8 protein-coding genes are annotated in these 15798 nt (G+C 48.9%); 7 read left to right on the top strand and 1 reads right to left on the bottom strand.

Annotation, left to right across the window (positions count from 1 at the left end; translation table 11 throughout):
* Window positions 1–27: 27 nt before the first annotated feature.
* From BC349_RS13385 to BC349_RS13355, 7 genes are all read left to right on the top strand, one after another.
* Entirely contained in the window at window positions 28–1824 is a 1797-nt protein-coding gene (locus tag BC349_RS13385; RefSeq protein ID WP_187257273.1) for an acyl-CoA dehydrogenase family protein, read from the top strand.
* Between the two features lie 455 nt (window positions 1825–2279).
* A complete protein-coding gene (locus BC349_RS13380; protein WP_187257272.1) occupies window positions 2280–5477 on the top strand; it encodes a SusC/RagA family TonB-linked outer membrane protein in 3198 nt (1065 codons plus the stop codon).
* Between the two features lie 10 nt (window positions 5478–5487).
* Entirely contained in the window at window positions 5488–7365 is a 1878-nt protein-coding gene (locus tag BC349_RS13375) for a RagB/SusD family nutrient uptake outer membrane protein (protein WP_187257271.1), read from the top strand.
* A 74-nt stretch (window positions 7366–7439) separates the two neighbouring features.
* Complete coding sequence (locus BC349_RS13370) at window positions 7440–10778, top strand: VCBS repeat-containing protein (protein ID WP_187257270.1); 3339 nt, start codon at window positions 7440–7442, stop codon at window positions 10776–10778.
* On the top strand, window positions 10775–12139 hold the full coding sequence (locus BC349_RS13365) for a vanadium-dependent haloperoxidase (RefSeq protein ID WP_187257269.1): 1365 nt from the start codon (window positions 10775–10777) through the stop codon (window positions 12137–12139). The genes BC349_RS13370 and BC349_RS13365 overlap by 4 nt, the downstream gene beginning before the upstream one ends.
* Window positions 12140–12149: 10 nt before the next feature.
* The gene (locus BC349_RS13360; RefSeq protein ID WP_187257268.1) at window positions 12150–13844 is read left to right on the top strand and encodes a CRTAC1 family protein; all 1695 of its coding nucleotides are present in this window, start codon (window positions 12150–12152) and stop codon (window positions 13842–13844) included.
* Window positions 13845–14589: 745 nt separating this feature from the next.
* Window positions 14590–15009, top strand: a complete 420-nt coding sequence (locus BC349_RS13355) for a Dabb family protein (RefSeq protein WP_187257267.1) — start codon at window positions 14590–14592, stop codon at window positions 15007–15009.
* Between the two features lie 18 nt (window positions 15010–15027).
* On the opposite strand, the gene pgl is transcribed toward BC349_RS13355, so the two are convergent.
* Complete coding sequence (gene pgl, locus BC349_RS13350) at window positions 15028–15753, bottom strand: 6-phosphogluconolactonase (RefSeq protein WP_187257266.1); 726 nt, start codon at window positions 15751–15753, stop codon at window positions 15028–15030.
* Window positions 15754–15798: the final 45 nt, after the last annotated feature.

The raw sequence follows: 15798 nt of genomic DNA, 5'->3' as shown, positions 1-15798 counted from the left end.
ATTTTTTCCATATAAAAAACCACAAATATGTCCAGCACAATTCAACAATCAGCCTCCATCCTGAAAGGTGGAGAATGGCTCATTAAGGAGAGCTCTCCTTTTGAAACTTTTATCCCGGAAGATTTCAACGAAGAGCAACAGATGGTGAAAGATATGTGTGCCGGGTTCCTCGAGTCGGAAGTGTTGCCCATTGTTGACCGTATTGATAAACTGGAACCGGGGCTCATGCCCTCGCTGGTAGACAAGGCCGGTGAACAGGGACTACTGGGAACATCCATCCCTGAGGAATATGGCGGGCTTGGTAAGGATTTCATCACGGCTACCCTGGTGAATGAGGGACTGGGTGGCGGATTTTCTTTTTCCGTGGCTATAGCTGCGCACACAGGTATCGGAACCTTACCCATCCTCTATTTCGGCACCCCTGAACAAAAAGCCAAATACATACCCAAGCTGGCAACGGGCGAATGGAAGGGTTCCTATGGCCTGACGGAGCCAAACAGCGGCAGTGATGCCCTTAGCGCTAAAACCGCTGCAAAACTGAGTGAGGATGGAAAGCATTATATCCTGAATGGCCAGAAGTGCTGGATCACCAATGGTGGTTTTGCTGATATCTACACTGTTTTTGCCAAAGTGGACGGTGATAAGTTTACCGCATTTATTGTCGAACGCGGAATGGAGGGATTTACCCAGGGGCCTGAAGAACATAAAATGGGCATCAAGGGATCTTCTACTGTCCAGCTCTATTTCCAGGACTGCAAAGTACCGGTTGAAAATGTGCTGGGGGAGATTGGTAAGGGACATATCATTGCCTTTAACATCCTGAACATCGGCCGTCTTAAATTATGTGCTGCCGCACTGGGTGGTGCCAAACGTGCATTTAATACCTCCATTGAATACGCCAATACGCGTGAACAATTCAAGCAGCCCATCAGCAATTTCGGCGCCATCAGGAACAAGATCGCTGAGATGGCCATCCAGATCTGGGTTTGCGAATCTGCCCTGTATCGCACCAGTAAGTGGATCGATAACAAGGAAGCAGAACTGGTGGCCAGTGGTAAACCATTCAATGAGGCCTTGCTGGGTGCTGCAGAAGAATATGCCATTGAGTGTGCCATCCTGAAAGTGTACGGCAGTGAGGTGCTGGATTTCATTGTGGACGAAGGGGTGCAGATCCATGGCGGCAATGGTTACAGCGATGAATACATCATTTCAAAAGCATACCGTGACAGCAGGATCAACCGCATTTATGAAGGCACCAACGAGATCAACCGTCTGTTGACCGTGGATATGGTATTGAAGCGTGCCATGAAGGGCAAGCTCGACCTGATGGGTCCGGCTATGAACGTGATGAAGGAGCTCATGAGCATTCCTGATTTCGGCAGCGGTGAGGAGCAGCCTTTTGATGCAGAGCGCAAAACTATTGTCAATTTCAAAAAGGCCATCCTGATGACTGCTGGTGCTGCTGTGCAGAAGCTGATGATGAAGATCGAGCAGGAGCAGGAAATCCTGATGAATGTGGCGGATATGGCCATCGAAACATACAATGCTGAAAGTGCATTACTGCGTGTAATGAAGCTGGTTGAACAGCGTGGTGAAGCGGCCTGCCAGATGGAACTTGATATGGCACGTACCTATCTCTACGATGCGGCTGACAAGATCAACAAGTACGGCAAGGATGCGATCAATGCTTTTGCCGAAGGCGATGAGCAGAGAATGATGCTGCTGGGGCTGAAGCGCTTCACCAAAACAGCGCCATTCAACAGCAAGGAAGCCAGGCGCAGGGTTGCAGCGAAGATCATCAGCGATAATAAATACCCGTTGTAGGAGCAGAGGCGTCTGACGTTTAGCATTACTGAATACAGCGAGCCCAAACGTCAGACGCCATACCGTGGGTCCAAATGTCAGACACCTGTCCAACCGTCACACACCCTCTTTTTTTTGTTCCGCAATCGTTTGCGGAAGCTCACAGGGCAGATTTGTATCATTATTGGTTAAAATCCAATAAGTGTAAGATTGACTATTGTTAAAATTGTCTTATATTAGGGGTTAGTAACCAAACTGCAACTAATTATGAGACGATTGCTATTATGGCTCCGCCATACAAGGAGTGATGTATTCCCCCCTCATCAGTATTTGATTCCACAATTGATTTACAGCCGGTCGAAACGAGGCTGAAACACAAATGCTGCGGAACCCCATTTTTCAACTATTGTCAATTCTATTAAATGAATCATTCATTTATGCCTCACCCATTTTGTGGCAGTAAGAGAACCGGCTTTATGCTCGTCGCATTAGTCGGATTATCCCTTGCGGCACCTGCGTTTTCCAATGCCACACCAACTGATCCCGCGGGGATCGCCTATTTTGCAGACCGTGAAATCAGCGGACGCATCGTTGATGAAAAAGGCAGTCCCGTTGCCAACGCTTCCGTCCAGGTAAAGGGCACCACCATCGGTACCACTACCAATGAAGATGGAAATTTTAAACTGACGGTACCAGACGGTAAAAACGTGCTGGTAATTAGTTATATCGGCTTTAAATCACAGGAATATACCCTCAACAGTTCCAATACGGTTTCCATTACCCTGATGCCGGAATCCTCCCAACTATCCGACGTGGTGGTGGTGGGATATGGTACCCAGAGGAAAGTTACGGTAACCGGTGCCGTTACTGCCGTAAAAGGCGAGGCACTGGTAAAATCACCTGCGGTTGACCTGTCTAACTCACTCGCAGGGCGACTGCCCGGACTGGTAGTTATCCAGCAGAGTGGTGAGCCCGGATATGATGGCGCTACCATCAATATTCGTGGTACCAACACCCTGGGTAACAGCAGCCCGCTGGTGGTTATCGATGGTATACCCGACAGGGATGGTGGCCTGGGTCGCCTGAACCCCAAGGACATTGAATCCATCTCCGTGCTGAAAGACGCCTCTGCCGCTATTTATGGTGCGCGTGCGGCAAACGGAGCCATCCTGATCACCACTAAAAAAGGTGCTACCGGCAAGCCCAAGATCACGTATGATTTCAACCAGGGCTGGAGCCAGCCGGGCAGGGTTCCTAAAATGGCCAATGCTTTCCAGTATGCCAATATCATGAATGAGTTGCCCATCTATAAAACCATTCCGGTGAACGAATGGCAGGCTGCCTGGTCTGCTATCCAGCAAACAGGAACCTACGATTCACCCACTCCCGGCATCAATACCATTAATGCCAATTATAGTCCGGAAGCTGTACAGAAATATAAGGACCACAGCGATCCATGGGGTTACCCCGATACCGATTGGTTTGATGATGCTTTCAAGGACTGGTCGCCACAATCGCGCCATAACCTGCAACTGAGCGGGGGCAATGAAAATGTGCGCTATTTCACTTCCATGGGTTATATCAGCCAGGACGCGTATTACAACAATTCCGCCACGAAGTATAAGCAGTATAACTTCAGGACAAACCTGAATGCCAAGGTGAATAACTATATCAGTGCGAACCTGGGTATACTGGTACGGAGGGAAGACCGGAATTTCCCCACTGAAAGTGCGGGTTCCATTTTCCGTATGCTGATGCGTGGTCGCCCCACTGAGCCTGAAGTATGGCCAAACGGCCTTCCCGGTCCGGATATCGAAAACGGACAAAACCCTTACGTGATTACCACGAACGCTACCGGTTATGTGAAGAATCCGACCGATTATGTGCAGGCCAATGGCTCCGTTGACATTACCAATCCCTGGATCAAGGGACTTAAACTTACCTTATCCGGCGCCGTTGATAAGAACAGCCAGACCGAAAAAAGGTGGCAAACCCCCTGGAAACTCTATTACTGGGATAAGATCACGTATGAGGAAGATGGTAAAACACCCAAACTGGTGGGAGCCGTTCGTTCCAATTTCACCGACCCCAGGCTTTCACAGCGTTATGGCATGGTGCTGAATACCAACCTGACCGGTATGCTGAACTATGACCGTAAAATCGGAAGCCATAACATCGGCATAATGGCAGGTGTAACCAAGGAAACATTTGAAGGGGAAGGCTTCCTTGCCTATCGCAGGAACTATATTTCCACCGCCGTTGACCAGTTATTTGCTGGTGGTTCCCTGCAGCAGAATACCGATGGAGGTGCCTATAAAAGAGCACGCCTTGGTTATTATGGCAGGGCTCAATATAACTTCCAGGAAAAATACCTGGCAGAATTTATCTGGCGCTATGATGGTTCCCAGATGTTTTCTGAAAACAAACGTTTTGGATTCTTCCCCGGTCTCCTGCTTGGATGGAATATCTCCAATGAGGACTTCTGGAATGTAAAAGCAATAAACTACCTGAAACTCAGGGCCTCTTACGGCCAGATGGGTAATGACCAGGTATTCTATGGCGGAAGGCTTCAGGAATATGCTTACCTCTCGACCTATGGTTTTGGTGCTTACCCCATTAACAGCCAGGTGGTTACCACACTGAGGGAAACAGTTCTCGCCAACCCTGATTTTACCTGGGAAAGGGCCAATAACTACAATATCGGTTTGGACGCGGGTTTGCTGGATGGCAAGATCGACCTGACCCTGGAATACTTCTTTAATAAGAGAGACCAGATCCTGATCCAGAAATTGGGTTCCACCCCGGGTTCCTCCGGCATTGGAAGCAGGCTTCCGCCTGTTAACGCCGGCCGCGTTGACAACAAAGGATTTGAATTTAGCCTGGGGTATAATACCACCATAAACAAAGACCTCGTTATCAGGGCAGGTATCAATGGTGGTTATGCCAAGAACAAAGTGGTTTTCATGGATGAAACACCTGGAATTCCCGAGTATCAGAAGAGGGAAGGCAAACAGATCAATGGTTACCTGGTATATAAATCAGCCGGTGTATTCAAAGACCAGGAAGACATCAACAAGAACACTATTGACTATAGTGGTGTGACAGGAACCCTGCGTCCCGGTGACATGAAATTTGAAGATGTGAACGGCGACAATAAGATTGATGCCGATGACCGTGTGAGGATGGATAAGAATGCTACCCCAACCTTTAACTATGGTGCCACTGTAGATGTGCGTTACAAGGGCTTCGACCTGAGCATCCTGTTCCAGGGCGCAGCCGGTGCAGCCATCCGCATCCAGACAGAATCTGGGGATATCGGTAACTACCTCGACTATTTCTACGAGAATCGCTGGTCAATTGATAACCCAAGCAGCGAACATCCCAGGCTGGCCAGTCGTGGTGATACCTATTTCACCGGTGGTAACTTCGGTTTCAACACCTACTATCTGTTCAGCAAGAATTATCTCCGTTTGAAAAACATTGAGATCGGTTATAATTTCAAGCCGGCAATCCTCGACAAATTAAAAATGAGCAACCTCAGGCTTTTCGCCAACGGACTCAATGTATTTACCATCGACAGGATGAAAGTGTTCGATCCTGAAGCAACTGTTGAAAGTGGTGTTTATTATCCGCAACCAAGGGTGATCAATGCCGGACTCAGCTTAACATTCTAAACTAGTACAGATGAAAAATAGAAATATCATATTGGGAGTTGCCTGCACTTTATTGGTTTCGATTGTTTCCTGTAGCAAGGATTTTATGAATACGCAACCCCTGGATAAAATTTCCAGTGAAGCCACCTGGGCCGATGGTCCGCTTTCCCAGGCTTTTATTTATAACGTGTATTCTTACCTTGGATACGGGGGCTTTGAAGAGCAGGCATTAGCTGCCCTGACAGACGAAGCCATGTTTACCCATGCCGGCCGGAATATTAATACTTTCATGGAAGGCTCTGAATCACCTTCCAATATCGGCTGGATCAGCGGTACCTATGGCTGGGATAATATGTACCTGGCCATTCGCGACGCGAATATTGCCATCGACAGGTTGCCCACCTCTACTTTTGATGATGATGTATTAAGGGATCGCCTGTTGGGTGAAGCCTATTTCCTGAGGGGTTACTATTACCACCAGCTGATGCGTTTTTATGGTGGCGTACCCCTGATCAAAAGGCCCTATGGTCTGAATGAGGACTACACCATTGCCCGTAATACATTTGATGAAACAGTGAGTTCAATTGTTTCCGACCTGGATAGTGCCGCACTGTTGCTGACAGGCAAGTCAGTTACTGCCGGCCGGGCATCCAAATTGTCGGCCATGGCCTTAAAAGCCAGGGTATTATTGTATGCTGCCAGCGACCTGCACGACGGTCCAACCGCAAAAGCAAAATCTGCTACCTTAAGCGGTTATCCCAACATTGACCTGGTGGCTTATGCCGGCGGCGACAGGCAGGCCAGGTGGCAGGCTGCCAAAGCGGCCGCTAAAGCAGCGCTGGATGAAGGACAGGGATATAAACTGAACCTCACTGAACCGGTGGATGCGGAAGCTGGAAAAGCGAATTATATTTCCCTGTCACTCGGTGGCGGAAGTGCAGTGGGAGATGCTGCTGCCGGTGTAGAACTTATCTTCCAGCGGACCATGTCCGCCCTCTATACCCAGGAAGATAACTGGCCGCTTGGTGGTATCCACTATGGTATCAACAATGGCCCGAATGGTTACCATAACTGGGCAGGAAACACCCCGATCCAGCAATTGGTGGATGATTACGAAATGATGGATGGCAGCAAATTTGACTGGTCCAATCCAGATCATAAAGCTGATCCTTATGCTAATCGCGATCCGCGGATGTATGCCACCATTTTATTTGATGGCGCAGAATGGAAACCAAGACCCTCAGACGTTGCAGGAAAGGATCCTGCCAACCAGATCCAGACCGGTTACTATGACAATGGTGCTGGTGGATTTGTAAATGGAATTGATACCCGCGAATCTGAGGTGGAGAACTGGAACGGCAGCCGCACGCACTATTATACCCGTAAGTTCATCGATCCCAACCCGGCATTGGCCGATAACCAGTCGAACGCGCAGTTGGTTCCATGGCCATTCATCCGTTACACCGAAGTGGTGCTGAACTATGTGGAGGCCTGCCTTGCCACCGGAGATGAAGGTGAAGCCAGGAACTGGCTGAACAAGATCAGGTTCCGCTCAGGTATGCCTGCCATTACCGATGCTGGTACAGCTCTGGTGAACCGTTACCGCAACGAGCGCAGGGTTGAACTCGCCTATGAAGAGCATCGCTACCACGATGCCAGGAGGTGGATGATACCCGCAGAAACTGTTGGCCGCGGCATTAAAGCCATCAATGTGAAGGCAACGCTGAAGCCCGGTAAAACCGCGCTGGTTCCATACAGGCATGATAAAACCGTATATAACTATACCTATACCGTGGTGGATAATACTGAAAATGAAACCAGGAAATGGCTGGACAAAATGTATTACCGACCGATCAGTCGCGATGAAATGAACCGGAATGATAAACTCGTTCAGAATCCCGGATTTTAAATAAAGATTCAACCGAATGATAAAAAAATCTATTCCTAAATTGGGAATAGATTTTTTTATATATCTCATTTCTAATGAAGAGTACGATTGCTATCCTGAGTGTATTGATGGCCGGTATCTGCCTGACCGGCACCGGTTGTAAGGACCAGCCTGATAAAGCGGAAGGAAGTTCAGGTCCGGCATTATTTTCCCTGCTGACTCCGGAACAAACCAATATTGATTTTCAGAACACCCTGACCGAAGGGCTGAACACCAATATCCTGATGTATGAATATTTCTACAACGGTGGTGGGGTGGCAGCAGGTGATTTCAACAACGATGGTCTGGCAGATCTTTATTTCAGCTCCAATATGGGTGAAAACAGGTTCTACCTGAATAGGGGCGGGATGAAATTCCAGGATATCACCACCGTTTCTGCTGCCGGCGGACGGCCTGGTCCCTGGAAAACCGGCATCAGTGCGGTGGACATAAATGCCGACGGAAAACTGGATATCTATCTCTGTTATTCCGGCGCCATGCCGGCTCCCAAAAGGGCCAACCAGCTTTTTATCAATGTAGGTAATGACAGCAATGGAATTCCCCGTTTTGAAGAGCAGGCAGAACAGTTTGGACTTGCCAGCACAGGTTTCAGCAATCAATCTTATTGGCTTGACTATGATAAAGACGGCGACCTGGATATGTTGCTGCTGAATCATAACCCCAAGAACCTGCCCCTGCTCAATGAAGTGGGTACCGCAGAACTGCTTCGCCAGGATAATCCGGAAAAGGGTCTTCGGCTGTTCCGCCAGAACAACGGAAAATTTGAAGATGTGACCACCCGTTCCGGCATCAATGGTTCGGAGTTAAGTTATGGACTGGGACTGGGGATATCGGATTTCAATTCCGACGGCTGGCCTGATTTCTATGTGTCCAATGATTATTCCGTTCCCGATTACCTGTACCTTAATAACCAAAACGGAACCTTTACCAACCGGCTGGAAAACAGCCTGGGGCATACCAGCCAGTTTTCCATGGGGAATGATGTGGCCGATGTGAACAATGATTGTTTACCTGATATTTTTTCGCTGGACATGCTGCCCGAAGACAATCGCCGGCAGAAATTGTTGCTGGCGCCGGATAATTACGAAAAATTCAACCAGAACCTGCGCAGCGGCTTTTACTACCAGTATATGCGGAACATGCTGCAACTGAATAACGGCAACGGGAGCTTCAGTGAAACAGGCCAGGTGGCAGGTGTTTCCAATACCGACTGGAGCTGGTCTGCCCTGCTGGCCGATTACGACAATGATGGTTGGAAAGACCTCTATGTAACCAATGGCTACCTGCGGGATTATACCAACCTGGATTTCATCCATTACATGAATGAGTACGTGCAGACCAAAGGCAGGCTGCAACGGGAAGATGTAATGGAGATCATTCAGCAGATGCCTTCCTCCAATGTGGCCAACTATATCTTCCGGAACCGGCAGGGCGCCGGTTTTGAAAACCAGGGCGCTAAATGGGGTATGGGCCAGGCATCTAACAGTAACGGAGCTGTATATGCGGATCTTGATAATGACGGTGATCTTGACCTGGTGGTCAACAATATTAACCAGCCTGCTTTTATTTACAGCAATAATGCACGCGGACTCAACCCGCATCACTATCTCCAGGTTCGCCTAACCGGGGGAGCCGGCAATACACAGGGACTGGGTGCAAACCTTAAAGTGTACCACGAGGGAGGAATGCAGTTGGTGGAGCAGAACCCGGTCCGGGGTTACCTGTCCAGTGTTTCAACAACCCTGCATATTGGCCTCGGGACATCCGTAAAAGCAGACTCTTTGATTATAACATGGAACAGCGGAAAGCAGCAAAAGCTGTACGATGTAAAAGCAGACCAGCTGCTGACTCTTGCGGAAACAAATGCCGGTGAAAAAGCGGTTCCGGCGAAACATTCCGGAAGCTGGTTCACGGAAGTTGCACCCGGTATTCCATACATACATACCAACCCCGTCATCAATGATTTTAACAGGCAGCCCCTGCTCCTCAGCCAGTTTTCCTTCAGTGGTCCATGCATGGCGAAATACGATTTTAACCAGGACGGACTCCAGGATATCCTGATGGGTGGTGAATCGGGTGTTCCTGCTTCCCTCTACCTGCAACAGCCCGGGGGTTCCTACCAACGCAATCCGATCAAAGCTTTTGATGCCGACAAAGCATTTCACGATGCCGCCATTGAAATTTTTGATGCTAACGGTGATGGTCAACCGGATCTGTATATAGCCAGCGGCGGCTACCACAACCTGGCGCCGCAAGACCCACTGCTGCAAGACCGCCTTTACCTCAATAACGGTAAGAATGATTTTACCAGGGCCGCTTTGCCTGCTGTATCGGGAAGTAAATCCTGCGTGAAGGCGGGTGATATCAATGGCGACGGTTTTATGGATCTCTTCGTGGGTGGCAGGGTAGTACCGGGTCGATATCCCGAAGCCCCGGCCAGCTACCTTCTGCTGAACGATGGGAAAGGAAATTTTTCCGACCAGACGGAATCAATCTGTCCCGGTTTATCCCGGATTGGAATGGTAACAGATGCCGTCTGGATTGACCTTGACCTGGATAAGAAACAGGAACTGGTGGTGGCAGGTGAATGGATGCCAGTGACTGTATTTACATCAGAAAAAGGTAAACTGCAGAACAGTACCCGGCAATATTTCGACCAATCCTATTCAGGTTTCTGGAATACCATCAGTGCCGGCGATTTCAACGGCGATGGCCGTCCTGATCTTATCGTGGGAAATATGGGACTCAATACCCAGATCAGGGCAACTGAGGCCGAACCCGCTGAAATGTTTTTTAAGGATTTTGATGGCAACGGCTCCGTGGACCCGATCTTCAGTTTTTATATCGGGCAGAAAAGTTATCCCTATGTAACCCGTGATGAACTGATTGCACAACTCCCGGTGATGCGTAAACGATTTTCAAGTTTTAAGAGTTATGCAGACATTGGCATGGACGAACTTTTCCAGAACAACGAACTGAAAACAGCCGGTCACCTCAGAGCCAATCACCTGCAAACCACTCTGTTTCTTTCCGGCACCGGAGGCAGGTTGTCTCCTGCGCAGCTTCCGGTGGAAGTGCAATATTCTCCCGTGTTTACCATCCTGCAACTGGATTATGATAAAGATGGCAATACAGACCTCCTGCTCTGTGGCAATAACAGCCATACAAAAATCAGGCTCGGAAAATTTGATGCCAGTTACGGACAGTTACTGAAGGGAAATGGGAAGGGCGGATACACCTATGTGTCACAGGTTGAATCGGGCTTCCACATCAGGGGTGATGTACGGACCTGCATGCTCGACGGCGATAAAATTATTTTAGGCATCAATGGGCAGGCGTTGACAGCCTATGCACCTGGCAAGCGAAAGAAATGAAACGACTGATACTTGTTCAACCTCTGATTGTTTTCCTGCTGGCCGCCGGTGGTCTGCTGACGGGCTCCTGCAGGCAGGAAACCCAGGAAGTTCCGGCTGATGTGGAGGTAGCCACTTCATGGGCTGATCTTACCATTTACATCACCAAAAATACTCCGGGCAATTCCCCGACTTTTGCCTCCCGCGCCTTTGGATACATTGGGCTCACCATGTATGAGTCGGTGGTGTATGGTGATTCAGCCTATCAGTCAGTGGCCCCCCAGTTGAATGGTTTGGGCAAGCTGGATGCTCCGGAACCGGGTAAGACCTATCACTGGCCATCCGCCCTGAATGCCGGTCAGGCAGCCATCCTGCGTTCCATTTATATCCAGGCACCGGATCAGCACAAAGCCACCATTGATTCCCTGGAAAAGCATTATGCGGATATCTATGGCAGGATAGTAAAGGATGATGCGGTACTTAAAAGATCTGTTGCTTTCGGAAGAAAGATCGCAGAACAGATTTTTGAATGGTCCAAAACAGATGGAGGCCACAGGGGTTATCTCCGCAATTTTGACAAGCAAATGGTATTTCCGGAAACCCCCGGTTCCTGGCAGCCACCCTTATATGCCCAGTCGATCAGTCACTATCCCCTGCATCCGCATTGGGGCAAGAACCGGACCTTCCTGGCCCTTGATTCTGCCATAGCAGATCCGGTGCCCATCCCTTACGATACCCTTCCCGGCTCGGCCTATTACCAGCAATTCCTGCAGGTATATGAAAAGAACAAGTCCCTCACCCAGGATGAAAAAGAAGCTGCTATCTGGTGGGGAGATGATCCCGATATAACCTTTACCCCACCCGGACACTCGTATTACCTGGCAACAATAGCAGCACGAAAGTCCGGGGCTTCGCTGGTAAAAGCTGCTGAAACCTTCGCGCGAACGGGAATGGCCGTTGCCGATGCATTCCGGAATTGCTGGAAATGGAAATACCGGTTTTTCACGGAAAGGGCCAATACTTTTATTCCGCAGCATATTGACCAGCAATGGGAATCGTTCTGGCCTGATCCGCCTTTCCCCGCCTTCCCTTCGGGCCATGCCATCCAGGCTGCCGCCGCTGCCACTGTGCTCACTGATTTGTATGGAGACAGGTTTGCATTTACGGACAGTTCCCACGTGGGTCGTGAAAAGGATGAAATAAGAAACGTTGAGTTTAAGGCCCGCAAATTCCAGTCATTCTGGGAAGTCGCTGAAGAAACTGCCCTATCGAGGTTTTATGGCGGCATTCATGTTCCGCACGATAATGAAGCGGGATTGGAAAAAGGCAGGGAGATCGCCACGAATGTGAACCGCCTGAACTGGAAAAAACCAACACCCTAAATCCAGATACATGAAGAGGCTCAAGATTTTTTTACTGCTGTTGGTGGCATATGCTGCCGAACCTGTTCGTTCCCAAAGCAGGTTTACCGATATAACCAAACAGGCAGGCATTGACCATGTTTTCAAGGTATATGAAGGCCTTTTCGGAGGCGGCGCCTGTGTGATTGATTTTAATAACGACGGCTTTGAAGATGTGTATATCACCGGCGGCATGAACGACGACGTTTTGTATAAAAACAACGGCAACGGTACGTTCACGAATGTATTTTCGCAATCCGGCCTCACCGCCACCAGGAAATATGTAACGCAGGGGGTGGCCAGTGCAGATGTAAACCGCGATGGTTTTGTGGACCTGTTTATCACCACCATTACTTCCAGGGGAGTGAAGCAGGCTATCCCCAGGGAGATCAATCTGTTCTTTATTAATAACGGCAACGGAACTTTTCGGGACGCAACCAGGGAGTTCGGGCTGGACCAGGAATTGTCTTTCAGTACAAGTGTCAGCTTTGGCGACTTCAACGCAGACGGATGGCCCGATATATACGTCGCTAATTATTTCAATGAATTCAAGGGAGAGCTGAGCGCGGTGAGTGATGCAGATGTGGTGGGTGCCAACCAGACAGCAAAAGGATTTCTCCTGCGAAATGAAGGGGGAAAAAAATTTACAGATGTAAGTGACCAATACGGAATTGACTTCACCGGCTATGGATTTGGCGGGATTTTCACCGACTACGACAATGATGGCGACCAGGACCTGCTCATCAACCATGATTTTGGTTTTAAACGGAAGCCGAACGTTTTGCTGGAGAACCGCTACCCGCGCCGGTCTTTCAGGGAGGTAAGCAAGGAATCGGGCATGGACCTGAAGATTAATTCCATGGGTGCCGCGGTGGGAGATTATAACAATGACGGCCTGATGGATTATTACGTGACCAATATCCGGTTCAATTATTTTATGGTGAACCAGGGAGTCGGTAAACCTTTTGTTAATAAAGCAGTGGAACTGGGCGTGGATTTTCATACCATCAGCTGGGGCGCCAATTTTGCCGATTTTGACCAGGACGGCGACCTGGACCTGTATGTCGCCAATGGTGACCTGAACCCGAATTGTGTGGCGATGGCTGATTTTTATTTTGATAATCTTGGCCAAAAATTCCAGGATAATGCCCGGGCGGCCGGACTGGCGGATTATGGGATTGGCAGGGGATCGGTGGTGTTTGATTATGACAGAGATGGTGATCTTGACCTGCTGGTGGTGAACCAGGAATCGCTTAGGGATTATCCCGTGCCCTCGTTTACCCGACTCTACCGGAATGATGGAGCCAGCGGCAACTGGTTGCAAGTGGCACTGAAAGGAGTGAAGGCCGAAAGCCATGGGATCGGATCCCGGGTAGAGGTAGAAGCCGGGGGTAAAAAGATGATCCGGGAAATTGACGGCGGTGCCTCCAGCCATCTCTCCCAGAATTCTGTTATCGCACATTTTGGATTGGGAAAAACGACCAAAATAGACCGGCTGACTGTGATCTGGACCGGGGGAAACCGCCAGGTGCTGACAGATGTAAAAACCAATCAATTGATTACCATTACGGAGGTACCGGAAAAAAAGCTTCCTTACTGGGTGCTGCTAATGGCGGCTGCCCTGTTAATTGGAGTGATCGGGTTTTTCATGGTGAGAAGACGCCGATCCCGGAACGCAGGCGTCTGACGTTAGTTCGGAAAGGCGTCTGACGTTAATTCGGAAAGGCGTCTGACGTTAGTATCCGGTGAAATCAGTAATCCCAAACGTCAGACGCCATTCCCGGAACGCAGGCGTCTGACGTTAGTATCCGATGAATTCGGTAATCCTAAACGTCAGACGCCATTCCCCCCCAAACGTCAGACGCCATCCCCCCCAAACGTCAGACGCCATTCCCCAAACACCAGGTTTTGATATAAATTCATATTTTTGTGCTTTAGGCGGCTTAAGCCAGCCTGTTTAGTGGAGCAGTCTCTTGATGACTGCTCCCTAATTTTTTATAGTGCTTCCTTTGACAAAGGGTTGTTGTGAATATAGAATTTGCGATTGGTACTGTTATTCCTGAAAAGCACATAGTTTATTTCCATTAATTTCCTCTGCACTGCCACCACCGCTTTCATTTTGATGCCACATCAATACGCGCTGCCTTTCTGAGTAAAGAGTTCATACCAATTCAATATTTAGTGATTTAAAATGAAAATCTCTCTTTGTTTTGTCTCCTGCATGGATATTCTGGCTATGCCACATTGAAGCATACCTTTCATTCTGTTCAAACTCAAAGAGCTAAAAAGGGGAGGACCTTTTCTCACGTACAATATGCCCGATGGCCGTTTAATCACCTTATCGCTCTCACCCTTTCCAACATGTCAGACACCACATGTCAGACACCTGAAAATTTTTCGTAGATTGTTTATCCAAAAACGCAAGCAAAACCATGGAATCTCAAACAAGGCGGGAATTTCTTTCCGAAACTGGTAAGGCAACGGTTATGGGTGGATTGGGAGCTTTCTCAGCAGCTTCCTGGGAGAACAAACTCCACAATAAATTCATCCACCATGTTTATTTCTGGCTGAAAAATCCTGAGAGCGCAGAAGACCTCAGGAAATTGCTGGAAGGACTGAAAAAGCTTTCAGCGGTCAAGACTATCGCCATGTCACATATCGGTGTACCTGCGCCCACCAACCGCGATGTGATTGACCGATCCTATTCTGTTTCCTGGCTGCTGGTATTTAATACGGCAGAAGACCAGGCCAAATATCAGGTGGATCCCATCCATCTCAAATTTATTGAAGAATGCAGCATGGTCTGGCAAAAAGTAGTAGTGTACGATTCGGTTGAGCAGCAGATAGTGTAGACTTCTCTGCCTCAGCTTTTATCGCGTCAGCAAACATGCAGCAGCCTCATCAACTATCCAGTGTGTTGTGCCATTCACTGGCTGTATGACCTGTGATGGATAGATATTGATATTGGGTGGTCCTTCCAGAACCTCCTTCAGGGCTGGTGCTTTGGCTTTACCTGTTGTCAGGAAAAGTATACAGGCCGACTGGTTGGCAATGGTTCTGGTGAGCGTTACCCGGAACATCTCCTGTTGCTTAAGGAAAAAAGCCGTGCACCATTTTCCGGTTTCATGGATTACCTCCGTTCCCGGGAAAAGTGAAAGGGTATGCCCGTCATCACCCATTCCCAGCAGCAGGAGGTCGAAACTGTTTTCTTTCCCATCAAAATAAGTATGCAGGATGGTTTCATACTGGCGGGCAGACTCTTCCGGGTCAGGCAGGTCGGTACGCATGATATGTATCTGCTCCGCTGGCACCGGGACCTTGTTCAGCAAGGTGTCATAGGCCATTTTGGCATTGTTACGCTCGTCCTCCAGCGGCACGTATCTTTCATCTCCCCAAAATATATGCAGCCTTGTCCAGTCGATCCGGTTGCTATAAGGAGCTTCCGCCAGCAATTGGTGGAGCCTTTTGGGTGTACTGCCGCCGGACAGGGCAATGGTGAAGCGATCCCGGGTTTTCAGGACGGTTTCAATTTTTTCGGTGATGAATTCAGCCGCTGCTGTGGCAACTGATTCGGCGTTAGGGAGAATGTGGAGCATGGGAATGGGTCAATGGGTGAATGGGTCAATGGGTGAATGGGTCAA

The organism is Flavihumibacter stibioxidans, from assembly GCF_014332695.1.
Taxonomy (GTDB): Bacteria; Bacteroidota; Bacteroidia; order Chitinophagales; family Chitinophagaceae; genus Flavihumibacter; species Flavihumibacter stibioxidans.
The sequence above is the reverse complement of the archived record's forward strand: the minus strand, read 5'-3'. Positions and strand labels throughout refer to the sequence as shown.

Coding starts and splice junctions, on each gene's coding strand:
- BC349_RS13370 (WP_187257270.1), top strand. CDS start 7,440: ATGAAGAGTACGATTGCTATCCTGAGTGTATTGATGGCCGGTATCTGC.
- BC349_RS13375 (WP_187257271.1), top strand. CDS start 5,488: ATGAAAAATAGAAATATCATATTGGGAGTTGCCTGCACTTTATTGGTT.
- BC349_RS13355 (WP_187257267.1), top strand. CDS start 14,590: ATGGAATCTCAAACAAGGCGGGAATTTCTTTCCGAAACTGGTAAGGCA.
- BC349_RS13360 (WP_187257268.1), top strand. CDS start 12,150: ATGAAGAGGCTCAAGATTTTTTTACTGCTGTTGGTGGCATATGCTGCC.
- BC349_RS13380 (WP_187257272.1), top strand. CDS start 2,280: ATGCTCGTCGCATTAGTCGGATTATCCCTTGCGGCACCTGCGTTTTCC.
- BC349_RS13385 (WP_187257273.1), top strand. CDS start 28: ATGTCCAGCACAATTCAACAATCAGCCTCCATCCTGAAAGGTGGAGAA.
- pgl (WP_187257266.1), bottom strand. CDS start 15,753: ATGCTCCACATTCTCCCTAACGCCGAATCAGTTGCCACAGCAGCGGCT.
- BC349_RS13365 (WP_187257269.1), top strand. CDS start 10,775: ATGAAACGACTGATACTTGTTCAACCTCTGATTGTTTTCCTGCTGGCC.